The organism is Streptomyces daliensis, from assembly GCF_054782395.1.
Genome location: NZ_BAAGSO010000118.1, coordinates 357,026 through 379,323 on the forward strand (window position 1 = coordinate 357,026; position 22,298 = coordinate 379,323).

General features: G+C 72.9%; 23 protein-coding genes. 14 read left to right on the forward strand and 9 right to left on the reverse strand.

What is annotated here, in order from left to right:
- Positions 1 to 1,025: MFS transporter (locus ACYVOO_RS33185; protein WP_461019417.1), on the forward strand; the 1,025-nt coding region annotated here is incomplete at its 5' end.
- Positions 1,026 to 1,148: 123 nt separating this feature from the next.
- Here the strand turns inward: ACYVOO_RS33185 and ACYVOO_RS33190 are convergent.
- Positions 1,149 to 1,574 carry an ASCH domain-containing protein gene (locus ACYVOO_RS33190; protein WP_461019418.1) on the reverse strand — a complete coding sequence of 142 codons (426 nt, stop codon included), beginning with the start codon at positions 1,572 to 1,574 and terminating at the stop codon, positions 1,149 to 1,151.
- Positions 1,575 to 1,713: 139 nt separating this feature from the next.
- On the reverse strand, positions 1,714 to 2,382 hold the full coding sequence (locus ACYVOO_RS33195; RefSeq protein ID WP_461019419.1) for a TetR/AcrR family transcriptional regulator C-terminal domain-containing protein: 669 nt from the start codon (positions 2,380 to 2,382) through the stop codon (positions 1,714 to 1,716).
- Positions 2,383 to 2,457: 75 nt separating this feature from the next.
- Here ACYVOO_RS33195 and ACYVOO_RS33200 point away from each other — a divergent pair, with 75 nt between their 5' ends.
- The 3 genes from ACYVOO_RS33200 (at position 2,458) to ACYVOO_RS33210 (ending at position 6,211) form a co-directional block, all read left to right on the forward strand.
- Positions 2,458 to 3,987: an FAD-dependent monooxygenase gene (locus ACYVOO_RS33200; RefSeq protein ID WP_461019477.1), complete on the forward strand. Its 1,530-nt coding sequence runs from the start codon at positions 2,458 to 2,460 to the stop codon at positions 3,985 to 3,987.
- Between the two features lie 162 nt (positions 3,988 to 4,149).
- Complete coding sequence (locus ACYVOO_RS33205) at positions 4,150 to 5,898, forward strand: L-lactate permease (protein WP_461019420.1); 1,749 nt, start codon at positions 4,150 to 4,152, stop codon at positions 5,896 to 5,898.
- A gap of 139 nt (positions 5,899 to 6,037) precedes the next feature.
- A complete protein-coding gene (locus ACYVOO_RS33210; RefSeq protein WP_453345844.1) occupies positions 6,038 to 6,211 on the forward strand; it encodes a hypothetical protein in 174 nt (57 codons plus the stop codon).
- 25 nt (positions 6,212 to 6,236) lie between these two features.
- Here ACYVOO_RS33210 and ACYVOO_RS33215 read toward each other — a convergent pair whose 3' ends face one another.
- Together ACYVOO_RS33215 and ACYVOO_RS33220 are read right to left on the reverse strand one after the other, a co-directional pair.
- Positions 6,237 to 6,407, reverse strand: coding sequence for a hypothetical protein (locus ACYVOO_RS33215; protein WP_461019421.1), 171 nt, complete (start codon positions 6,405 to 6,407; stop codon positions 6,237 to 6,239).
- Between the two features lie 188 nt (positions 6,408 to 6,595).
- Positions 6,596 to 7,369, reverse strand: coding sequence for a FadR/GntR family transcriptional regulator (locus ACYVOO_RS33220; protein ID WP_461019422.1), 774 nt, complete (start codon positions 7,367 to 7,369; stop codon positions 6,596 to 6,598).
- A gap of 178 nt (positions 7,370 to 7,547) precedes the next feature.
- On the opposite strand from ACYVOO_RS33220, the gene ACYVOO_RS33225 reads away from it, so the two are divergent.
- The 6 genes from ACYVOO_RS33225 to ACYVOO_RS33250 all read left to right on the forward strand — a co-directional run bounded on the left by ACYVOO_RS33225 (position 7,548) and on the right by ACYVOO_RS33250 (position 15,815).
- Positions 7,548 to 8,843 carry a M20 family metallopeptidase gene (locus tag ACYVOO_RS33225; RefSeq protein WP_461019423.1) on the forward strand — a complete coding sequence of 432 codons (1,296 nt, stop codon included), beginning with the start codon at positions 7,548 to 7,550 and terminating at the stop codon, positions 8,841 to 8,843.
- The gene (locus ACYVOO_RS33230) at positions 8,840 to 10,342 is read left to right on the forward strand and encodes an aldehyde dehydrogenase family protein (RefSeq protein WP_461019424.1); all 1,503 of its coding nucleotides are present in this window, start codon (positions 8,840 to 8,842) and stop codon (positions 10,340 to 10,342) included. Before ACYVOO_RS33225 ends, ACYVOO_RS33230 begins: the two co-directional genes overlap by 4 nt.
- Positions 10,343 to 10,466: 124 nt before the next feature.
- Positions 10,467 to 11,456 (forward strand): SDR family NAD(P)-dependent oxidoreductase, encoded by a 990-nt coding sequence (locus ACYVOO_RS33235; protein WP_461019425.1) that lies wholly within the window; start codon positions 10,467 to 10,469, stop codon positions 11,454 to 11,456.
- Between the two features lie 47 nt (positions 11,457 to 11,503).
- The gene (locus ACYVOO_RS33240) at positions 11,504 to 11,848 is read left to right on the forward strand and encodes a DUF3311 domain-containing protein (protein ID WP_461019426.1); all 345 of its coding nucleotides are present in this window, start codon (positions 11,504 to 11,506) and stop codon (positions 11,846 to 11,848) included.
- Complete coding sequence (locus tag ACYVOO_RS33245; protein WP_461019427.1) at positions 11,845 to 13,353, forward strand: sodium:solute symporter family protein; 1,509 nt, start codon at positions 11,845 to 11,847, stop codon at positions 13,351 to 13,353. Before ACYVOO_RS33240 ends, ACYVOO_RS33245 begins: the two co-directional genes overlap by 4 nt.
- Positions 13,350 to 15,815, forward strand: a complete 2,466-nt coding sequence (locus ACYVOO_RS33250; RefSeq protein ID WP_461019428.1) for a penicillin acylase family protein — start codon at positions 13,350 to 13,352, stop codon at positions 15,813 to 15,815. The genes ACYVOO_RS33245 and ACYVOO_RS33250 overlap by 4 nt, the downstream gene beginning before the upstream one ends.
- Before the next feature lie 44 nt (positions 15,816 to 15,859).
- On the opposite strand, the gene ACYVOO_RS33255 is transcribed toward ACYVOO_RS33250, so the two are convergent.
- The 3 genes from ACYVOO_RS33255 to ACYVOO_RS33265 all read right to left on the reverse strand — a co-directional run bounded on the left by ACYVOO_RS33255 (position 15,860) and on the right by ACYVOO_RS33265 (position 18,413).
- Positions 15,860 to 16,234, reverse strand: coding sequence for a hypothetical protein (locus ACYVOO_RS33255; protein WP_461019429.1), 375 nt, complete (start codon positions 16,232 to 16,234; stop codon positions 15,860 to 15,862).
- A gap of 297 nt (positions 16,235 to 16,531) precedes the next feature.
- Complete coding sequence (locus ACYVOO_RS33260) at positions 16,532 to 17,884, reverse strand: radical SAM protein (protein ID WP_461019430.1); 1,353 nt, start codon at positions 17,882 to 17,884, stop codon at positions 16,532 to 16,534.
- 238 nt (positions 17,885 to 18,122) lie between these two features.
- Positions 18,123 to 18,413, reverse strand: a complete 291-nt coding sequence (locus tag ACYVOO_RS33265; protein WP_461019431.1) for a hypothetical protein — start codon at positions 18,411 to 18,413, stop codon at positions 18,123 to 18,125.
- 248 nt (positions 18,414 to 18,661) lie between these two features.
- On the opposite strand from ACYVOO_RS33265, the gene ACYVOO_RS33270 reads away from it, so the two are divergent.
- From ACYVOO_RS33270 to ACYVOO_RS33285, 4 genes are all read left to right on the forward strand, one after another.
- Positions 18,662 to 18,841, forward strand: coding sequence for a CsbD family protein (locus ACYVOO_RS33270; RefSeq protein ID WP_453345832.1), 180 nt, complete (start codon positions 18,662 to 18,664; stop codon positions 18,839 to 18,841).
- Positions 18,842 to 19,055: 214 nt separating this feature from the next.
- Positions 19,056 to 19,406: a PRC-barrel domain-containing protein gene (locus tag ACYVOO_RS33275; RefSeq protein ID WP_461019432.1), complete on the forward strand. Its 351-nt coding sequence runs from the start codon at positions 19,056 to 19,058 to the stop codon at positions 19,404 to 19,406.
- A 261-nt stretch (positions 19,407 to 19,667) separates the two neighbouring features.
- Positions 19,668 to 19,883, forward strand: a complete 216-nt coding sequence (locus tag ACYVOO_RS33280) for a hypothetical protein (protein ID WP_461019433.1) — start codon at positions 19,668 to 19,670, stop codon at positions 19,881 to 19,883.
- 142 nt (positions 19,884 to 20,025) lie between these two features.
- Positions 20,026 to 20,661: a M23 family metallopeptidase gene (locus ACYVOO_RS33285; RefSeq protein WP_461019434.1), complete on the forward strand. Its 636-nt coding sequence runs from the start codon at positions 20,026 to 20,028 to the stop codon at positions 20,659 to 20,661.
- 70 nt (positions 20,662 to 20,731) lie between these two features.
- On the opposite strand, the gene ACYVOO_RS33290 is transcribed toward ACYVOO_RS33285, so the two are convergent.
- Together ACYVOO_RS33290 and ACYVOO_RS33295 are read right to left on the reverse strand one after the other, a co-directional pair.
- Entirely contained in the window at positions 20,732 to 21,487 is a 756-nt protein-coding gene (locus ACYVOO_RS33290) for a GntR family transcriptional regulator (protein WP_461019435.1), read from the reverse strand.
- A gap of 112 nt (positions 21,488 to 21,599) precedes the next feature.
- Positions 21,600 to 22,289 (reverse strand): DUF2848 domain-containing protein, encoded by a 690-nt coding sequence (locus ACYVOO_RS33295; RefSeq protein WP_461019436.1) that lies wholly within the window; start codon positions 22,287 to 22,289, stop codon positions 21,600 to 21,602.
- Positions 22,290 to 22,298 lie beyond the last annotated feature (9 nt).

Genomic DNA, 22,298 nt, shown 5'->3' on the forward strand with positions numbered 1-22,298 from the left:
GGAACGCCTCGGACGACATCGGGCGGCGCCCCGTGCTGCTGACGGCGCTGGGCCTCTCGGCGGCGAGCGCGGTGTGCTTCCTGTCCGAGGGCACGGGCGGGCTGCCGCTGCTGTTCACGGGGCGGGTGCTGTCCGGCTTCTCCGCCGGCCTGTTCAGCGGCGCGGCGACGGCCATGGTGCTGGAGCTGGCGCCGAAGGGGCGCGCGGCACGTGCCGGGTTCGCTGCCACCGCCGCCAACATGGGCGGCCTGGGCTGCGGCCCGCTGCTCGCCGGTGTACTGGCGCAGTACGCGCCCTGGCCGCTGCGGCTGCCGTTCCTCGTCCACCTGGTGCTGCTGGTCCTCGCGGCCGGGGTCACGCTGGCGCTGCCCGAGACGGTCGCGCGCACCGGCGGCGGGACGCGTGTCCCGCGCCCGCGCGGCATGCGGGTGCCGCCCGAGGTGCGGCAGGTGTTCGTGCCCGTGGCGCTGGCCGCGTTCGCCGGGTTCTCGATGCTGGGCCTGTTCACGGCGGTGGCGCCCAGCTTCCTGCACGAGACGCTGCACGTGGACGACCTCGCCGTCTCCGGCGCCGTCGTCTTCTCCCTCTTCTGCGCCTCGACGGCCGGGCAGTCGCTGATGGGCCGCGTGGGCGTGGAACGCGCCCTCCCGTGGGGGTGCCTGGTGCTGGTCGCGGGGATGCTGCTGGTGGGCGGCTCCCTGGCGCTGACCTCGCTGGCGATGCTGGTGGCGGGCGCCGTGGTGGGCGGCGTCGGGCAGGGGCTGGCGTTCCGCTCGGGCATGACCACGCTGAGCCGCGCCGCGCCTCCGGAGCACAGGGGCGGCACGATCTCCGCCTTCTTCGTCGTCGCCTATACGGGCATCTCCCTGCCCGTCGTCGGGGTCGGCGCGCTCAGTACGGGCATCGGGCTGCGCGACGCGGGCATCGTGTTCGCCTGCTGCGTGGTCCTCGTCGTCGCCTCGGTGGCCACGTGGCTGTTCCGGCAGCGGCACGCCCTCGCCGGGCGACGGGACGACGCTTCCTGACGGGGTCCTGTGTCCGTCGACGGGTCCCGTGCCCGCCGAGGGTGCCCATGGATGGCGGCACCGCGCCGTCCCCCCCGTTCCGGCCTCCGCCCGGGTGTCCACCGCCGCGCCGGTCACGGGCGGTCAGAGCAGCGCGATCACGCGGAAGCGCTCGGCGACGACGAGGGTGTTGTTGTTGACGGTGAGGCCGGGGTCGCCCAGTGACTCGCGGACCTCGTCGCTCTCCCAGAACTCCTCGTGCCCGCCGCGCCATTCGGCGACCGAGCGATAGCCCTCGCCCTCGTCGCGCACGTGCTCCCACCCCACCTCGGTGAGCGGCACGATCTGTACGTCCGTCAGCCGGATGACGGCGACGGGACGTTCGTCGGAGTCGATGACGACATACCGGTTGCCGACGACGGGCAGCGGTTCGCCGTCGCGTTCGTAGTCGGCCAGCAGGCTCGTCGTCGCGGTCTTCGCGCCGACCAGGATCGCGTTCACGAGCTTGTCGCGCAGCGGCCCGGGGAAGCCGAACTCCGCGCGTGGCAGGGAGGAATGATGGGCGGTCACCCTGCCACCGTAGCCCGGCGAGTGGCCGTCGGCCCGGGCGCTGCGCGGCAAAAGTCGCCCGGGGCGGCAGCGGCGGGCAGGCAGCCGGATGCCGCCCGTATGCGCCGCGTGAGCGGAGGGGTCCCGCGGGCTCCGTGGGTCATGCGGGGCTCTGGAGGATGCGGGAGACGCCGTACTCGAAGCGCTCGTCGAAGGACCCGCCGCCGAAGTGCGCCATGACGCGGGACAGCGCGGGGTACTCCCCGTCGGCCCCCTCGGCCCCGTCGGCTCCGTCGGTCCCGTCGTCCCCGTCAGCCAGTCTCCGCGCGAAGCGGTGCCCCGACTCGGCGGGGAAGGACTGTTCCTCCTGCGTGAGGCCCAGCGCGAAGTAGATCAGCGTCCAGCAGGTCCAGGCGGCCTCGCGCTCCCCGAGGCCGCCGTCGAGCAGCGCCTGGACCAGGGCCTCGGCGGCGCGGAAGGTGGCGGGCTCGGCCGCGTACGTACCGGCCACGATCCTGGCGCCGTCCCGGTGCGCCAGCAGGGCGCGGCGGTAGCGGCGGACGAGTTCGCGGACGCGCGGGTCCCAGGCGTCGGGCAGCCCGTCGAGACGGACGCCCGCCACGATCGCGTCCGCCATCAGCTCCAGCAGCCGCGTCTTGGTCTTGGCGTGCCACAGCACCGTGTTCATCCGTACGCCCAGGCGCTGCGCGATGCCGCGCAGGGAGACCGCCTCGGCGCCCTTCTCCTCCAGGAGCGCGAGCGCGGTCCTGACCACCGTTTCGACGTCGAGCCGTGTGCGGGCCGGCTCCTCCGCTTGCCTTTTGGTCACTGACCTAGTCTACTGACGGAAGACTTCTTGGTCACTGACCAAGAAGTGAGAAGCGACACCGAGGAGGAACGGATCATGGAGCAGGACGTCGTCATCGCGGGGGCCGGACCCGTCGGGCTGTGGCTGGCCGCCGAACTGCGGCTCGGGGGCGCCGAGGTCACCGTCCTGGAGAGCCGCGAGCGGCGCTCCCCGCACTCGAAGGCGCTCACCCTCCACCCCCGCACCCTGGAGCTGCTGGCCCAGCGGGGCCTCGCGGACGCCTTCCTGTCCCGGGGACGGCGCATCCCTAACGGCCACTTCGGCGGGCTCGACGACCGGATGGACTTCCGCCCACTGGACACGCCGTACCCCTTCACCCTCGCGCTGCCGCAGGCCGTCACCGAGGAACTGCTGGAGGAACACGCGCTGGCCAAGGGTGTGCGTGTGCTGCGCGGCCATCGCGTCACGGGGCTGACGCGGCACGCGGACTCCGTCACGGTCACGGCCGAGGGACCGCAGGGTGCCCGTACCTGGGCGGCAGGGTGGCTCGTGGGCTGCGACGGGGCGGGCAGCACCGTGCGCGGGGAAGCGGGCATCGGCTTCCCCGGCACCGACACGACCACCTGGGGCTGGCTCGGCGACGTGGTGCTCGACGAGCCGCCGCGCGCCGGAGCCATGAGCCTCGCGACACCGGAGGGCGGGATGATGGCCGTGCCGCTGCCCGGCGGCGTGCACCGCCTCGTCGGCGGCGGGCCCGACGACATGCGCCCCGACTGGCCCGGCGAGCTGACGCTCGGTGAACTGCGCGACAAGGTACGGCGGATCGCGGGCACCGACTTCGGGATGCGGGACCCCCTGTGGCTCTCCCGCTTCGGCAACGCCACCCGCCAGGCCGAGCGTTACCGCGACGGCCGGGTGCTGCTCGCGGGCGACGCGGCGCACATGCACTTCCCGACCGGGGGCGTAGGACTCAACGTCGGCGTCCAGGACGCGGCCAACCTGGGCTGGAAGCTGGCCGCCGTGGTGCGGGGCGGGGCGCCCGAGGCGCTGCTCGACACGTACCACGGCGAACGGCACCCCGTCGGCGCCGAGTTGCTGGAGCACACCAGGGCGCAGACGGCGCTGATGACCGCGTTCTCACCCGAGGGGCAGGCACTGCGCGCGGTGCTCAGCCGACTCATCGCCACCGTGCCCGGCTTCTCCAGGGAACTGGCCGAACGCCTCGCCGGGCTCTCCGTGCGCTACCCGGCCCCGGACGGCGCCCACCCGCTCACCGGCAGCCGCGCCCCCGACCTCCGCCTCGCGGAACCGCCGCACCACGACGGCCTGTTCGGGCTGCTGACGGAGGCTGCGGGGCGCCCGGTGCTGCTCCTCCTCACGGAGCGGGAAGACGACGGGTCCGGCCTCGCGCCGCGTCACCGTCATCAGGAGGCGGCGGAGAAGGCCGCCGCGCACCTGGGCCTCTCCGGGCCCCTCACCACGTGCCGGGCGGTCCCGGCGGACCAGCGCCCCGAGTGGCGCGGAGTCGGCGCGGCACTCGTGCGACCCGACGGCCATGTCGCGTGGGCCGCCGACGCCGGAAGCGGAACCGGGGCAGGAGCCGGAAGCGGAACCGGGGAGGGCTGAGAGACCCGCACGGGGAAGCCGTCAGACGCCCGCGCACCCTCGCAAGTGCACATCTGCCTCAGCTCTTTCTCGTCGCAACCCTGGACAAGCGTCCCGCGCCCTTCTTAGCTTGCGCGCAGTGATCAGTCCGTGGTCAGAGCGCAAGCCTTGAGCGAGGGTCGCATGTATCAGCCGGATCTCTCCCCCGTCATGGACAGCCTGGGGCTGTCGTCGCTCGTCGCCGCACTGCCGCTGCTGACCCTGTTCGTACTGCTGGGCGGGCTGCGGCTGAAGGCACACTGGGCCGGACTGGCCGCGCTGGCCGTGGCCATCGCCGTGGCGGTGGGCGCGTACGGGATGCCGCTGGGGCTCGCCGTGCTGTCGGGCACCGAGGGTGCGGCCTTCGGGCTGTTCCCGATCATGTGGATCGTGCTCGCCGCGCTGTGGGTGTACCAACTCACGGTCGTGAGCGGGCGGTTCGAGGATCTGCGGCGCGCCTTCAACCTCGTCAGCGACGACCCCCGGGTACAGGCCCTCATCATCGCCTTCTGCTTCGGCGCGCTGCTGGAGGCGCTGGCGGGGTTCGGCGCGCCCGTTGCCATCACCGGCGTGATGCTCATGGCCGTCGGCTTCTCGCCGGTACGGGCCGCCGTGACCGTGCTCGTCGCCAACACGGCTCCCGTCGCGTTCGGCGCCATCGCCACGCCGATCATCACGGCTGGCAGCCTCACCAAGATCCCGTTCGAGGACATCGGCGCCTACGTGGGCCGCCAGACACCACTGCTCGCACTGTTCGTGCCGGTGCTGCTGGTGGCCCTCGTCGACGGGGTGCGCGGCATCCGCCAGACGTGGCCCGTCGCGCTGGTGTGCGGGGTCGCGTTCGCCGTCGCCCAGTTCGTCAGCGCCAACTACATCTCCGTCGAACTGACGGACATCATCGCCTCGTTGGTGGCCCTCGCCGCCGTCGTGCTGTTCCTGCGCGTCTGGCGTCCGGGCGACAGCGAGCGCGTACGGGCCGACCTGCGCCGCGCCACCGAGGCGGAGCGCGCCGAGGCCGACGAGCGGGACGGCGTCGTGACGCGCGACGGTGCCGGGGCCGCCGGGCCGGCCGCCGGACCGGAGGCCGGGGCCGGGGGCGCGGCGCCCGGCACGGACACGGACACGGAGCGTGCCACCACGCCCCTCGGCAACGCGCGGGTCCTGATGGCGTTCCTGCCGTACCTCATCGTGATCGCGGTCTTCTCGGTGGCGAAGCTGTGGGACACCGTCAAGGAGTTCCTCGCCGACAGCGACCTCCAGGTGCGGTGGCCCGGACTGGACGGCGAGGTCCTCACCGCCGCCGGCGACCCCTCGTCGACGACCACCTACGTCTTCCCCTGGCTGTCCTCGCCCGGTTCGCTCCTGCTGCTGTGCGGCATCCTCGTCGCCGCCGTCTACCGCATCGGCCCCGCCCGCGCGGCCCGCGAACTCGTCAGCACCGTGGTCACCCTGCGCTGGGCGCTGCTGACGGTGGCCTCCGTGCTGGCCCTCGCCTATGTGATGAATCTTTCAGGGCAGACGATCACGATCGGCACCTGGATCGCCGGTACGGGCGCGGCCTTCGCCTTCCTCTCGCCCATCCTCGGCTGGCTCGGCACCGCCGTGACGGGCTCGGACACCTCGGCCAACGCGCTCTTCGCGACCCTCCAGCAGACCGCCGCTGCCAAGGCGGGCCTCGATCCCACGCTGCTGGTCGCGGCGAACACCTCGGGCGGTGTCGTGGGCAAGATGATCAGCCCGCAGAACCTCACCATCGCCGCCACCGCCGTGGGTCTCGTCGGGCGCGAGGCGGTGCTGTTCCGAAAGGCCGCGCCCTGGAGCCTGTTGCTCCTCCTGGTGATGTGTTTCCTCGTCCTCCTCCAGTCCCACATCCTCGCCTGGATGCTCCCCTAGAAGACGTCCGCTACCCTCCTGACCTGGGCGATCGGGCCCCGCCCCCTCCGGTGCGGGCCCCTCGGAGCTGTGTGTAGTCTGTGCCGCCGGCCACGGCTCGTGGCCTGTAAGCAGGCCAGGAACACGAAGGACGCGAGACATGAGCACCACCACAGCGCAGACCGAGCACCCCCCGATCTACGAGGAACTCGTGGACGAGCTGGGCGACGTTCCGGCAGACGTGCGGGCCGTCGCGGAGCGGGTGCTCCAGGAGGCCGAGGAGGCCGTGCGGTGGAAGGCGAACGACGGCACCCTCGACAGCGCGGCGGCCTGAGCCACCGCGCACCGGGCGCACAGGGTCAGGCGAAGACCTGGCTCGCCACGTACATCAGCCCCGCGTAGCCGCCGAGCACGAGGACGACGATGAGGAGCAGCCACGCCGCCGCCTGGCTGGGGATCGGCTCCGGCGGGTCCGGCTTGGGCGGTTCCACCGGGCAGCACTTCGAGCAGTGCGGTTCGGCTTCGGCCATGACGGCGAGCTTCGTGCCGTTTCATGGGGCACGCAAGAGATGAGGCGCTTGTCGCCACATGTCCGCCGAAACGGCTGATACGGCGCTCCGCTCTTTTCCGTACCTCAGGCGCACTACCGACCCGCGCCGCGCACGCCCCCGGCGCCATGTCGCCGCCGGGCGCCCGCCGCGGGACGCCCGCCGACCGCTCAGCGGTCCTCCAGCGCCGCCGTGAGCAGCTCGCGGGTCTCCTCCTCGACGTGGTCCGCGTAGTAGTCGTACAACGCCTGGCGGCCGAGCCGCGCGGCCCGTTCGCCGTCGCCCGAGCGGATCGCGTCCAGGACCTGGCGGTGGTGCGCGATGGAGCGCTCCATCCACGCGGTGGCATCGACGGCGGTGGCGATCTTCCCCTCGATGACCTCCACCACCGCGTCGTGCACGGCCCGCGCGCACAGCCCCAGCAGGGAGTTGCGGCTCGCCCGCGCGACGGCCTGGTGGAAGAGCGCGTCGGCCTCGCTGAACGCGTGCGGCCCGGCCCGCTCGTCCCCCTTCAGGGTCTCCATCCTGGCTATCTGCTCGGCCATCCGCGCGAGGTCGTCCTCGCCGTGCAGCCGCGCGGCCAGCCGGTTGCTCTCGGCGTCCAGGACCATCCGGAACTGCACCAGTTCGCCCAGCGTGGACACATGGGACCGGGTGAGCCGTCCCAGCGCCCTGCTCAGGTTGTCGGGCGAGACGCCCAGCACCTCGGCGCCCAGGGGGTCGCCGGGGCGCGAGCGCACCAGTCCGGCGGACTGGAGGACGCGCAGCGCCTCGCGGACCGTGGAGCGGCCCACGGCGAACTGGTTCACGAGTTCACGCTCGGCGGGCAGCCGTGCCCCGGCGGGCAGCTCGCCGCTGAGGATGCGCTCCTCGATCTGCTCTGCCACGCGCTGATAAGCGCGTACGGGCTCCACGGGCTGGAATGTCGCTCCGTCGGCGGACATCGTCGTCCCTCACTGTTCCGTCTCGGTCCCGGCGGTTCTGGCGGTCCCGGCGGCCCGGGCCTGCGTGGATCGCCCCTGCCGCCCTCTTGACCCACGCCTGAGCGCGCTAGCAGAGTACGGGAGATCATCTGGTCTGACCAGTGAACTGGCCTTCTGACCAGGACTATTGGAGGGTTCCATGCATTCCAGCCCGACCGGTCCAACCCGTCCCACCGGCCCGGACGCGCCCTCGCACGTCACCCCGCCCTCGTACGTCTCCGGGGCCGACGAGGAGGCCGCCGTCGCCCTCGCCCGGGAGCTGGTGCGGCTGCGCACGGTCAATGCCGAGGGGGCCACGGACGTCGAGCGTCCGGCCGCCGAGGTCGTCACCCGGCTCTTCCGCAGGTTCGGCTGGGAGCACGAGGTGGTGGAGGTGGCCCCCGGGCGCCCGAACGTCGTCGCCGTCGTCGAGGGCGGCGGAGGGGACGGGCCGACCCTCATGTTCGAGGGGCACATCGACGTCGTCACCGAGGGGGACGCGGCCGACTGGTCCGTCGACCCGTACGGAGCCGAGATCCGCGACGGAAAGCTGTGGGGCCGTGGCGCCGCCGACATGAAGTCGGGCGTGGCGGCGATGATCTACGGCGTGCGCGCACTCCAGGAGGCGGGCCCCTTCCCCGGCCGGATCGTGCTCGGGGTGCTGTGCGACGAGGAGGGCATGATGCTGGGCGCCAAGGCGTTCGCGGCCTCGCCCCTCGCGGCGGAGGTGGACGGCGTCGTCGTCTGCGAGCCCGAGGGGTACGAGGTGTGCACCTCGGCGCGGGGCGGCATCCGGCTGCGCCTCGGCCTGACGGGCGCGATGGCGCACGGCGCCATGCCCCAGGAGGCGCGCAGTCCGGTCGTGGCCGGGGCGCGGATCGTCGCGGCGCTGGCCGGGGTCCAGGAGTGGGCCGAGGAGCGCTACGGCACCCACCGGCACGCGGGCAGGGTCACCGTCACCCCGACCGTGCTGCGCGCGGGCGACCCCTCCCAGCTCAACGTCATCCCGGGCCACGGCCTGGTGGGCGTCGACGTGCGCACGATCCCCGGCACGGACCACGCCGAACTGATCGGCCGCGTCCGGCGCGCCGCGGAGGAGGCCGCGCGGGAGGCGGGCGTCACCGTCGAGCTGGCCGTCGTCGACGACCGGCCCGCGATCGAGACGCCCGAGGACCACCCCGTCGTCGCCGGGCTGGTCGCGGCGCACTCGCTCGTGCACGGCGAGGCACCGGCCTTCGGCGCCGTCCCCGGCACGACGGACGGCACCATCCTCACCCGCGACGCGGGCCTGCCCACCGTCGTCTACGGTCCCGGCGGCAAGTGGATCGCGCACCAGAAGGACGAGTACGTGGAGGTGCGCGAGATCGGCGAGTACACCCGCGTCTACGCCGCCGCCGCGCACCACTTCCTCACGGGTGGCCCCCTGAACACCGGCACGGCGGAGAGCGCGCGATGAGCGGCGCGGCAGAGCGGGGGCACGCGGCGCGGTACCCCGACGGCCTGCCCGTCGGCGGCGAATGGGTGCGCACGGAGCGCACGGAGACCGTCCGCTTCCCCTACGACGGCAGCCCCGTGTGCCAGGCGCCCGTCGGCGACGCACAACTCGCGCGGCGCGCGGTGGAGGCCGCCTCGGCGCTGCGCCCGCGCGTGGCCGCGCTCTCCTCGCGGGTGCGGCGGCGGGTGCTGTGCGGGGTCGCGGCGGCGCTGGAGGAACACGCGGGCGAGCTGGAGGACCTGCTCGTCCTGGAGACGGGCAAGCCCCGCGCCGACTGCCGTACGGAGGTGCTGCGGGCCATCGCCACCTGGGAGGCCACGGCCGACGAGGTCTCCCGCACGCACGGCGAGACGGTGCCGCTCGACCTGCTGCCGTCGGGTGACGGCATGACCGGCTTCTGGACCCGGCGCCCCATCGGCGTCGTCGTGGGCATCGCCGGGTTCAACTATCCGATGATGCTGGCCTCCCACAAGATCGCCCCGGCGCTGGCCGCGGGCTGCCCCGTCATCGTGAAGCCCGCGCCCGCCACTCCGCTGGCCACGCTGTGGCTGGTGCACCTGGTGCGCGAGCGGCTCGCCGCGGCCGGTGCGCCGGAGGGCGCGGTGCAGCTCGTCACCGGCGACGCGGAGGTGGGGCGGACGCTGACCACGCACCCCGATGTGGCGGCGGTTTCCTTCACGGGCTCTGCCGCCGTCGGCCACCGCATCGCGCGGGACGCGGCGCCGCGCAAGGTGGTGCTCGAACTCGGCTCCAACGCGGCCCTGGTGGTGGCCGCCGACGCGGATCTCGACGCGGCGGCCGACGCCGTCGTGCGCGGCGGCTTCTACGCCTCGGGCCAGGCGTGCATCTCCGTACAGCGGGTGATCGCCGTCGCGGAGATCGCGGCCGAGCTGGAGCGGCGGATCGCCGCACGGCTGCCCGGGGTCACCGTCGGCGACCCCCGCGAGGAGGGGACGCGGGTCGCCGCGCTGATCGACGGCGCGGCGACGGAGCGCGTGCTCGCGTGGATCGACGCGGCCCGCGAGGCGGGGGCCAGGCTCGTGCACGGCGGCGCGCTTGCTCCCGAAGGCGGCGAGGGGGCGGGGAGCGTCGGCCGGTGCGTCGAGCCGACGCTGCTCGCCGACGTACCGGACGTGCCCGGCGGGCTGCACGTCTGGGACGAGGAGGTCTTCGGCCCGCTGGTCGCCCTGCGCACGGTGCCGGACCTGGACGCGGCGTACGCGCTGGTGAACGCGAGCCGTTACGGGCTGCACGCCGCGGTCTTCACCCGCGACCTGGGCGCGGCCTTCCGCGCGATCGACACCCTGGACGTCGGCGGCGTCGTGATCAACGAGGTCCCCGGCTACCGCTGCGACATCGCCCCGTACGGCGGCGTCAAGGACTCCGGCATCGGCCGCGAGGGACCACGGTTCGCGATAGAGGAGCTGACGGTGACCCGGATGGCGGTGATCCGCCCATGAGACGCGCCTGCCGCGCACGATGCGCGGGGCGTGGCACGCCGGGCCATGAGCGGCCCGGAACCGGCAGCACGGTGACCTCGCGGGCCGCCGCCACGACGGACGGTACGACGGAGAGGTGGAGACGGTGACAGCGAAGACGGACGGCACCCCCGAGGCACCTGGCACGACGAACAGGACGCGCGAGACGGACACGTCCCGCACGGCAGAACCCGCCCACACGACGGGCCCGACCCGTACAGGCGACCCCGGCAACAGGGGGGACGCGGCCCGCGCGGCAGACCCCGCCCGCGCGGACGACGCACCCCGCGCCACCGCCGCCGCCCCCGTCCCGTACGCGGAGCTGTTCCGGCTCGACGGGCGGCGCGTAGCCGTCGTCGGTGGGGCCAGCGGCATCGGGCGTGAGTCCGTACGCGCGCTGGCCTCGCAGGGTGCCGAGGTGATCGTGGCCGACCGGGACCCGGAGGGCGCGGCGGAGACGGCGAGGATCGCCGCGGCCGACTCCCCCACGCACGGCCGTGCGACCCCGTACCCGCTGGACGTCCTCGACAGCGACGCCGTCCGCACCGCTGCCGACCGGTGGGGGCCGCTGGACGGTCTCGTCGTGACCGTCGGCGTCAACGTGCGCAAGCGGATCGCCGACTACACCCTCGACGAGTTCGACCGCGTGCTCGCGCTCAACCTGCGCGCGTACCTCTCGCTGATCCAGTCCGTCGCGCCGGGCATGGCCGCACGCGGCGGCGGCAGCGTCGTCGGGCTCGCTTCGATGCGCGCCTTCCAGGTGGAGCCGGGCCAGAGCGTGTACGCGGCGTCGAAGGCAGGTCTGGTGCAGTTTCTGCGGACGGCCGCCGCCGAGTGGGGGCCGCGGGGCGTGCGGTTCAACGCCGTGGCGCCCGGCGTCGTGCGGACCCCGCTCACCGACCAGATCGCCGCCGACCCCGCCTGGTACGACGCCTACGCGCGGGCGTCGGCGCTCCAGCGCTGGGCCCATCCCCAGGAGATCGCGGGCGCCGTCGCGTATCTCGTCTCCGACGCCGCCACCTTCGTCACCGGAAGCGTGCTGACGGTCGACGGCGGCTGGACGGCGGTCGACGGCCGCTACGAGCCGTCCGTCTGACGCGTCCCACCGACCCACCGGCCGTCCAAGCCCCGAGAAGGAGTGTCATGTCCCCCACCACCGAGGACGGAGGGCTGGAGGGCCCCCAGGAGCCAGGGCCGCTCCCGTTCGACGAACTGCCCGCCGTACGCCCGCGCCGGCACGCGCTGTGGCTGCTGCTCGTGCCCGCCGCGCTGTACTGCGCGGCGCCGCTGGTGGCCAACCGCGTCGAACCGCGGGTGCTGGGCATCCCCTTCCTCCTCTTCTGGGTGATCGCCGCGACGGTGATCAGCCCCTTCGTCATCTGGCTCACCGCGCGCCTCGACCCCGCGTACCGCACGAACGCGATCGAGCCGATCCCCGCCGACGGCGCGGAGACCGGGAGCGAGACCGGGAAGGGAGACGTCCGATGAGCGGATCCGCCGCGGTCGCCACGACCATCTTCGGCCTCGCCATGGTCGCCACCATCCTCATCGGCGTGCTGAGCGCCCGGGGCCGCGACAAGGGGCTCGCCGAGTGGTCGGTCTCCAGCCGCGGGCTGGGCGTGATGTTCATCTGGCTGCTGATGGCCGGTGAGACCTACACCAGCTTCTCCTTCCTCGGTACCGCGGGCTGGTCGTACTCCTACGGCGTGCCGATCCTCTACCTCGTCGCGTATCTGACGGTCGGCTTCGCCGTCGCCTACGTCGTGGGCCCCGCGCTGTGGACGTACGCCTCCCGGCACCGCCTCATCTCCATCGCCGACATGGCCGAACACCGCTTCCGCTCCCGCCCCGTGGGCATCCTCGTCGCGGTCGTGGCCACGGTCTTCCTCGTCCCGTACATCCAGGTGCAGATCCAGGGCATGGGCGTGGTGGTGAACGCGATGACGTACGGGAGCGTCGATCTGCGTGTCGCCGCCGTCGTCTCCTTCGTCGTCGCCGAGGTGTTCATCCTGGTCTCGGGGCTGCGCGGCTCCGCGTGGGTCAGCGCGCTCAAGGACGTGCTGGTGATCGCCGCCGTGGTGTTCCTCGCGGTGTACGTGCCGCTGCACTACCTCGACGGCTTCGGCGACCTCATGCACCGGATGGTGGCCGAGAAGCCCGAGTGGCTGACCTTCCCCGGGCACGAGTCGGGCGGGCTGAACGGCACCTGGTTCGTCAGCACGCTGCTGCTCAACGCGGTGACCATCACGATCTTCCCGACCACCGTCGCGGGGTATCTCAGCGCGCGGTCACCGAACGCGCTGCGCCGCAACGCGCTGCTGCTGCCCTGGTACCAACTGCTGCTGTTCATCCCGATGATGGTCGGCGCCACGGCGCTGTTCGCGCTCCCCCACCTGGACAACCCCGATCTGGCGCTGTTCCGCCTCGTCACCGACTCGCTGCCCGCTCCGGTCGTCGCCGTGATCGGGGTTGCGGGCGCGCTCTCGGCCATCGTGCCCATGAGCGTGTTCATGCTCGCCATCGGCACCCTGTGGGGCCGCACCCTGCTCGGCGGCGGCAACGGCGCCGACCCGCGCTCCCGGCGCAGGGGGAGCGGCCCCGCCGACGACGTCCGCACCAAACGCCTCTCGCAGCTCGTGTGCTTCCTCGCCGGGCTGATCGCCCTCGCGGGCAGCCTCTTCTACCCCAACACGCTGGTGCAGTTGTCCGTCCTCTCCTACGAGGGGCTCGCTCAGCTGGTGCCCACCGTCCTCCTCGCGCTGTTCTGGCCTCGGATGACCGCGCGCGCCGCCGTGTCGGGGATGGCCGTAGGGCTGGCGGTGATGACGGCGCTGTGGGCCTCGGACAACGACCCGTGGCACGGCGTCAACGGAGGCATCATCGCCCTCGCCGCCAACCTCGCCGTCGTCCTGGCACTGACCCTCACGCGCCGCCCGGCGCACACCACCCGTACGGGCGACGAGCGCGTCCACGAGGAGGAGAAGAAAGCGTGAGCACGACGCACGACATGAACGCGACGCACGACATGAACGACGGCGACGTGACGGTCTTCGAGGTGCCGGGGCTGGACCATCCCGTGGAGATCCTGATCGACCGGTGGGGCGTCCCGCACCTGTACGCCTCCTCGCGGGACGACCTCTTCCTCGCCCAGGGCTTCAACGCGGCCCGCGACCGGCTCTTCCAGATCGACCTGTGGCGCAGGCGCGGACTCGGGCTGCTGGCCGAGGTGTTCGGCGCCGAGTACGCCGAACACGACCGCGCGGCACGGCTGTTCCTGTACCGGGGCGGCATGGCCGAGGAGTGGCGCGCCTACGGCGAGCACACCGAGCGGGTCACCGGCGCGTTCGTGAGCGGCATCAACGCCTTCGTCGAGCTGTGCCGCAGCCAACCGGCCCTGCTGCCGCCCGAGTTCACGCTCCTCGGCTACGAGCCCGCGCGCTGGGAGCCGTCCGATGTGGCCCGTGTCCGCAGCCACGGGCTCTACTACAACCTCCAGGACGAGGTCTCCAGGGCGCTGACTCTGCGCGACCACGGCCCTGCGGCCGAGGAGCTGCGCAAGAAGCGCGAGCCGGCGCCGCACGCGCTGCGGGTGCCGGAGGGGCTCGATCTGTCCGTCATCCCCGACGACGTGCTGCGCGTGTACCGGCTGGCGACCACTCCTCCGTGGGCCGCGCCCCCCGGTGCGCCGCCCGCCGCGCCGCGTCAGGGCATCGACGGCAGCAACAACTGGGTGCTGGGCCCCTCCCGTACCGCGACGGGCCGCCCACTGCTGGCCAACGACCCGCACCGGGCCGTGACGCTGCCCTCGCTGCGCTACCTCGCGCACCTGTCGGCGCCGGGCCTCGACGTCATCGGCGGCGGCGAGCCAGCGCTGCCGGGCGTCTCCATCGGGCACAACGGGCACATCGCGTTCGGCCTGACGATCTTCCCCATCGACCAGGAGGACCTGTACGTCTACCGCACGCACCCGGACGACCCCCGCGCCTACTGGTACGAGGGGCGCTGGGAGCCCATGGTCAGGGTGGCCGAGCGCATCCCGGTGAAGGACGGCGAACCCGTCGAGGCCGAGCTGTGGTTCACCCGGCACGGGCCCGTCGTGTGCGAGACCCCGGAGCGGAACGCGGCGTTCGCGGTACGGGCCGCCTGGCTGGAGCCCGGCATGGCCCCGTATCTGGGCAGCATGGACTACATGGGCGCGAAGGACCCCGACGCCTTCACCGCCGCGATGCGCAGGTGGGGCGCGCCGGGCGAGAACCAGGTATACGCGGCGCCGGACGGCACCATCGGGTGGCGCCCGGCCGGACGGGTTCCGGTGCGCCCCAACTGGGACGGGACACTGCCCGTCCCCGGTGACGGCCGCTACGAGTGGGCGGGCTTCCACGGCCCGGATGCGCTGCCCTCCGTACGCGACCCGGAGGCGGGCTGGTTCGCCACGGCGAACCAGCTCAACCTGCCGCCCGGCTACCCGAACGACGAACGCACCGTCACCTACGACTGGTACGCGCCCTACCGCCACCAGCGCATCTGCGAACAACTGGCGGAGCGCGCCGACTGGAGCGTCCAGGACTGCGTGGCGCTCCAGACGGACCAGCTCAGCGTGCCCGCGCGGGCCGTGCTGCCGCTGCTCGACGGGCTGGACAGCGCGGACGAGCGGGTGCGGTGGGCGCTGGAGCTGCTGCGGGGGTGGGACGCGGTGCTCGCGCCAGGGTCGGCAGCCGCCGCGCTGTACGAGGTGTGGCACAGGCGGCATCTGCGCCCGTCCCTGCTGCGCACCGCGCTGCGGCAGGCGCTGGCGTCGGGGGACGGCGGGGAACGGGACGAGGCCACGGAAACGCAGGGTGCGGAGGCGGCCGTCGAACGGGCGCTGGCCCGCGTGCTGCCCGCCGAGGACGCCTCGGCCGACGCACGGGTGGACCTGGACCTGCTGCTCGACCCGGGCGAACGGCTCGGCCCGCGCCCCGCGGAGACGCTCCCCGCCCTGCTCCTCGGCTCGCTCGCGGGTGCGGTGACCGAGCTGGAGGAACTGCTGGGCCAGGACAGGGACGCCTGGCGCTGGGGAGACCTGCACCGTGCCCTGCTGCGGCACCCGCTCACGGGGCTGTTGCGGGAGGCGGCGAAGGAGCGGGGCGAGGAACTGCCGGAGTGGGCCGTCGTGGGGCCTGCCGAGCGGGGCGGCAGCGGTGACACCGTCGGCGCCGCCACGTACGGTGCCGACTTCCGCCAGACGGCGGGGGCCACCTTCCGGCTGGTCGTGGACGTGGGTGACTGGGACGCGTCGGTGGCCATGAACGCGCCGGGCCAGTCGGGCGTCCCGGGGAGCCCGCACCACGCGGACCTGTTCGGGCCGTGGGCGTCGGACGGCGCGTTCCCGCTGGTGTACGGGCGGGAAGCGGTCGAGCGGAACACGGCGCGACGCCTGCTCCTGCGGCCCCGCGACCAGCGCTGCAACGGGTGAGGCCCCCCGGCCGTCCCGCGCAGACGGGGCGGCCGGGGCCGTGGTCAGGCGCCGGTGGCGGGTCCTGGGGCGCGGGCCGCGGTGCCGGGGGAACGGGGCGAATCCGGGTCCGTCGGCACGGCTCTCAGGGCGCGCGGACGGGGGCCGCCTCCGGCGTCACCGGTCTCGGGGCAGGGGTCGTCGGAGCCGGGCCCTGGCTCCCGTTCCCGTTCCTCTTCCCGCTCTCCGCCCGCCTGACCGTTGGACGGCTGCCCGTCGTACGCCCGGCCATCGCGCGGTGGCAGCCCGCGGCCCGCGCCGGTGAGGACGTCGTAGGCGCGTCGCGGGTCCTCACCGGTGAGCTTGGCGCGCACCACGGCCAGCTCCCACAGCTCGGGGTCGAGCTCCGGTTCCTGGCCGGGGTCCGGATCCGGTTCCATGCGGTTCCCTTCGACGGTGCCCGCGCACCGTCTCCTGCGTCCTCCAGGACGGGCCCGTCTCCCGTGGGGCCTCGTATCCCTCGTATCCCGCGTGCCGACCGGAACAGAACCGTCGGCCCGATCTTCACATCCTCTCGCGACAACGCCCACTATCCCCTGAATGGTGCCCTGTGGGGAGCCACTCGCCCGTTCCTGCGTACGCGCTCGCCCCGGACGGCCACTTCTCGCCCCTGTTCCATGCCACGTACCACCCTTCTCACTCCCGTCGCGCCCCTCGCACCCCGGCGCGGAACCCGCTCAGACCTCGGCGGGCCGTTCGCTTCCGGCGTCCACCACCGCCGACTCGTCCTGCGCGGGGAGGCTGTCCATGAAGGAGCTGACGGAGAAGACCGCGTGCCCCGGCCCGGGCGGGCCGTAGCCGGGAGGGGAGCTGAGGCCGTTTTCCTCCATCGTCGCCCGGTACACGTCCAGCAGCCGCACGTGGTATTCGAGCGGCGCGCCCTGCGGGTTCATCTTGCCGAGCGGGGTGGTGGGCTCGGGGCACCAGGTGGTGAAGCGCGGGGTGATGCCCCGGGACATGAAGTACTGGAGGCCCTCCGCGGTGGAGTCGATCGCCTCGTCCACGGTGCGGAAGCCGGAGGGCGCCGCCATCTCCACGCCCGCGACGAAGTTCGGGATGACGTTGGAGGGGCCGAAGACCTCGGCCGAGTCGAGGATGCGCCGGTGCCACTCGTCGCGGCCGACGTAGCGCTCCTTGCCGGGGCAGTACAGCTCGAAGAGGTTCCGGTCCCACACCTCGTAGTTGGGGTGGTAGATGCGGATACCGTAGTCGTGGAAGCGCTGCACGTCCTCCTTGGGCAGCGCCTGCGCCACGACCTTGCCGATCCACCGGCCGGGGAAGCGCTCCTCGATGGCCTGCGCGTAGCGGCCGTAGAAGTCCGCCTCGGCGAGGCCGTCCACCTTGGAGGTGACGGAGCCGCCGGTGAGGGTGTAGGCGCGGGAGGCGCCTGTGGTGTCGTACCGGTCGATGATCTCCAGCGCCTCCAGCACCTCCTCGACGGGCTTCACCCCCGTGTAGGGGCGGCCCGCGGCCTTGTGCTGGCGCCAGTTGTGGTTGATGTCGCAGTACTGGCACTCCTCCTTGGCGCCGAAGTACTGGCACACCCGGAAGACCGTCAGATAGATCAGGTAACCCCACTGGATGGTGGGTGCCACCTCCATCACCGACTTGCCGTTCTTCAGCGTCTCCCGGTAGTAGTCCGGCATCGGCGGCAGTCCGACGTCGGCGATGGGGCGGCCGTCCAAGTGCAGCCGCAGCGCGCCGTCCTCGTCGGCCTGCACCCGGTAGGGGCTGTCCGGGTTGACCCGCACCGAGACCACTGTGCGGCGCAGCCCGTAGGGGCCGCCCGTCAGCACGATCTCCTCCGGCGGGCGGCGCAGGGCCGCCGTGCCCAGTTCGGGCAGGGTGCGGTGGTCGAAGGAGAAGATGAAGTAGGACTTGGGCTTCACGTCGCCGTCGTCACCGTCGCTGAGCGCCGAGTCGTCGAAGGCTATGCCGCCCCGCAGCAGGTCCTCCTTGAGGACCGCTTCCCGCGGCACATGCGGGAACCGGTCCATCAGGTCCTCGACCAGGTCGGTACGTCGCTGCATGTACGGCTCCTCTGCCCATCGGCTGTTGTTTCCTGACACTCTCCGTATCACGGCCGCTCCCCCACGGGGTCCGGGAGGGTACCCCTCGTCGGGGCCGCAGGGCGGGCCGCCGAGCGGGCCGCAGGCGGGGCCGGGCGCGGCATCGGGAGGGCCGGGGCGGCGGGCGTCGGGCGTGCCCGCGCGTACGGCAGTGGCGAAGATCACCCTTGACGGGGACGCCGCGCGTCAGGAAAAGCGGTCAACGAGAGCCGTCGGGCTCCTCGCCGCCGCGCGCCACGGAGGCCGTCCATCCGTAGGGCAGCTCGTCCCCGTCGACGGTGAGCGCCTCGACGGTGGCGGTCACCGGATCGATGTCCGCCTCGACGCCCTCGCCCGCGTACCGGGGGTAGCCGCTCGCGCCGGTCTCGCCGGTCGGCTCGACGGCGGCACGGCGGACGGCGGCCCGCTCGGGGGAGCGTGCCGTCTCCTCTTCCTCCGCCGCGCCCTGCGGGGTGATCACGATCTCGAACCGCGCTTCATGGCTGGACATGCTCCGAAGTTAGCCCCTCTCCGCACACCGTGCCCTTCTCTCTCGGCCGAGTGGCGGTCTTGCGCCAGTGCGCGCCGCGCACGGCGTGCACGCTCTTCACTTCGCCGCGCGGCATGGAGACGCGGACCGGGGGAACTCGCTACGGCGTGCCGGAGGAGAGGGCCTGAAGCATCCGAGGAGCCCAGCAGGGCCCGAGGCAGAAGGGTCCGGAAGAGAACCGGAGAAGAGAAGGGGAGGAGAAAAACGTCATGAGCGTGGGCCGGAAGATCAGGAACAGTGTGCAGACATTCCGCGGCCGGATCGCGGAAAGCGTCGGCCGGAGCACCGGGGACCGGCGCCTTGAGCAGGAGGGCCGCGCCGACAGGTCCAGCGGAAGCCTGAAGCAGGCCGGCGAGAAGGCGAAGGACGCCTTCAAGCACCGGCCCTGAGCAGGGCCGCCGTCCGCGATTCCCGCTGACCGCACGGGTATTGCTCCGCCCCGTTCCCTACGTCGCGCCACACGCGTTCCGGGTTCTTCTTTCCGGTCCGGAAGCGGTGTGGTTCCGGCGAGGACGGGGACTCGTGGCCCCGAAGACCGCTCACCGAGAACCCAGGAGCGGGTTTTTTCCTTCCGTGACCACACCGCACATGAAGGGACCTGTCGTGAGCGAGAACATCTGGGGTTACCGCGCGACTTCCGCGTATCAGCCCGGAACCGATCTGAGCGGATACAAGGTCGAGGCCATCGACGGCGCCGTCGGAAAGGTCGACAAGCATTCCGAGGACGTCGGATCGGCCTACATCGTCGTCGACACGGGGACGTGGATCTTCGGCAGGCATGTGCTGCTGCCCGCCGGGACCATCGAGCGCATCGACGTGAACGAGAAGAAGATCTACGTCGACCGCACCAAGGACGAGATCAAGGACTCCCCCGAGTTCGACAAGGAGAAGCACACCACCGACCCCGCGTACCACGAGCGGCTCAGCGGTTACTACGGGCGCTCGCGTGACTGAGCACCCGTGATCTGACCGCACACCCCGGTCCGTCCGTGAACGCCGGGCCGGGGTGCGGTGCCCGGCCGGTTCCTCCGGCCGGGCACCGCGCGTTCGCGCGCCCCGCACACCGCACCCCGCACACCGCACCCCGCGCACCTCGTCCCGCACACTGCGCCCCGTGTCCCCGAACTCTGCCGGAACATGGCAATGTGCCCGCCCGGAGGCCCATGGCACGGTGGACGCCCTTGAGATACGGGGGCGGGACGTGAGGGGGACGTCATGTCGGTGCTCATGGGGCTCTGCGGAGCCGTGGTCGTTCTGGGGCTGGCAGTCGCCCTGCTCGTCCGCAGGGAGAGACGCCGCGGCGACGCGCACACGCTGTGGCACGCCCGGGACGCGGTGGTCGGCCCCCGTGAAGCGCGCAGGGAAGCACGCACCGCGCACAGGATGAACTCGACCACGCAGGATCTGCGTGCGATGCGCCGACGCGGCTGAACCGCGTCGAATACCTCGATTGGTCGGTTTCAGCGCCTCAGGGTTACAGCGAACAGCGCAGTGTGTCAGCGTGCCAGACCAGTAAAACGAGGGATCGGTCCGGCAGAGGAGTAAGCATCGCCCCATGAGACACGTCGCGCTAATGAGACCGGGCGCCGCCGCACGGGGCGCCGTACTGCTGTGCTCCGTGCTCCTCGCGGGCCTTCTGGCCACGCACCCCGAGTCGGCAGCCGAGCGGCACACCGCGCACGCCCAGCGGGACACACTGCGCGCCGCACCCGTCGCCGCCGCACGGCAGGCCGCCAACCCCGCCCGCGCGGGCGGGGGTTGTCCGCGCGGCAGCTTCCCCGCGGGCAAGAGGCCCTCGTCAGACGAGCGTTGGTATCCCCCGGTCAAGGGCTACAAGCTGACCGCCCGTTTCGCCTCCTCCGGCGAGCGGTGGTCCCACCGGCACACGGGGCAGGACTTCGCCGTGAAGTCGGGCACCCCCGTCAGGTCGGTGGGCGCGGGCACCGTCGTGCGGTCCTCGTGCGGCGGCTCGTTCGGCAATCAGATCGTCGTACGGCACGCCAACGGCTTCTACACGCAGTACGCGCACCTCTCCCTGCTCCAGGTGCGAAAGGGCCGGCGGGTGGCACCGGGCCAGCAGATCGGCCTGTCCGGCAACAGCGGCAACACCACGGGCCCGCACCTGCACTTCGAGGTCCGCCGCACACCGAACCCCGAGTCGGCCACCAACCCCGTCGCCTGGCTGCGCCACCGTGGCGTGTCCCTCTGACGTCACGCCACCGACACGCCCCCCGGCACCCCCGGCGCCACCGACGCCAACTCCCGTACCGTGTGCGGCCTCAGCGCCGTCCGCGCCGCAGCCGCACGCGGTACGAGTAGTGCTCGGGCAGGAAGTGACTGATCGCCAGCTCGACGGGATGCCCGGCGGCGGAGAAGTAGAGCCGGTCGATGCGCAGCAGCGGCAGCTCCTCGGCGCACCCGAGGCGGCGGGCGACCTCGGGTGTGGCCCGGCCGACGGTAACGCTCTGCTCGGCCTCCGCGACGGGCTCGGGCAGCCGCGCGTCCAGCAGCCCGATGACGGTCAGCCCGCTGCGGGACCCGGCCTCGTTCAGCTCGGGCACCTCCTCGACGAGCTTGCCCGCGTCCGGCGGCAGATAGACCGTCGTCAGACAGAACGGGGTCTCCTCGTGCAGGCGGAGGAAGCCGAGCTTGTGCACCCGGTCGGAACGCAGTTGGAGCCTGCCCGCCGCGTCGAGATCGACCTGCCGGTGCAGCGGCGTGACCAATTCCATGGCCGTGTCGAGCGAGAGCGCCATGAGGTCCTCGACGGAGCCGAACTGCCGCAGCTGCTGCTCCTCCCCGGCCGCGGCGAAGGTGCCACGGCCGGGGACGCGGTAGACCATGCCCTCGGCGACCAGGTCCTGGAAGGCGCGGCGCACGGTCTGTCTGCTGACGCCGTGGGCCTGGGCGAGTTCGGCCTCGGTGGGCAGCCGTACGCCGTCGGCGTAGTCATGCCGCAGGATCGCCTGCCGCAGCTCGCGTGCCAGGCGCACATATGCGCTGTCCCGCCCGTTCGTGCTCTTCGTACGCACCACGCCACCACCCCTCGCCGACGCTTCCGCGAGTGTAGTGGCCGATCATCGGACCGGTAGTGGCAAAGCCCTGACCAGCCCTGACCAACCACGCCGCCCGCCACCGAGGGGGCCGTCAGCCGATGGGTTCGGGCATGGGCACGACGTCGTAGGCGAGGGTGATCTCGTTCCCCGTCGCCGGGTCGGCGAGCTGCACGCGCCAGCCCTCGGCGAACTGGTCGACCCCGTGGCGCATCGGGATGGTGCCGGAGATGAGCACGGTGCCCGGCTCCAGCTCCCCGCGCTCGCGGAGCACACCGGCCCAGTAGGCCGGGGTCAGCAGTTCGGCGCCCGTGCCGTCCTGGATCAGCTCCTCGGAGCCGTCGGCGCCCCGCACCCACGCGCGCAGGGTCAGGCTGTCGACGCGCTCGGCCACGTCGTCGAGGCGCCAGGCGTGCTCCGCGAGGACGTCGGGGCCCGCGTTCTTGCTCCAGGCCACGCCGTGGGCCTCCAGGGCGCGGTCGGTGTGGTCGCAGGCGGCGGTCAGCAGCAGCTCGCCCGAGTCGTCGACGACGAGCGCCCACTCGGCCTCTCCCGAGGTCTTCCCGTGCTGCGCGGGCACGGTCCGCGCCTGCTGGGCGAGGTAGGGCGCGACGGGGTACAGGGCCGGGATGGTGGCGGGCGCGGGCACGCCCAGTTCCGCCAGTTCCGCCACGTGTGCCGCGACGTCCTCCTGGCTGCGGCCGGCGTACCCGGCGTTGAGCAGACGCGTCACGGTCACGGTGCGGCGGCTGCTGTCCGGCAGGGTGAACGACAGGCTCGGCATGGTGCTTCC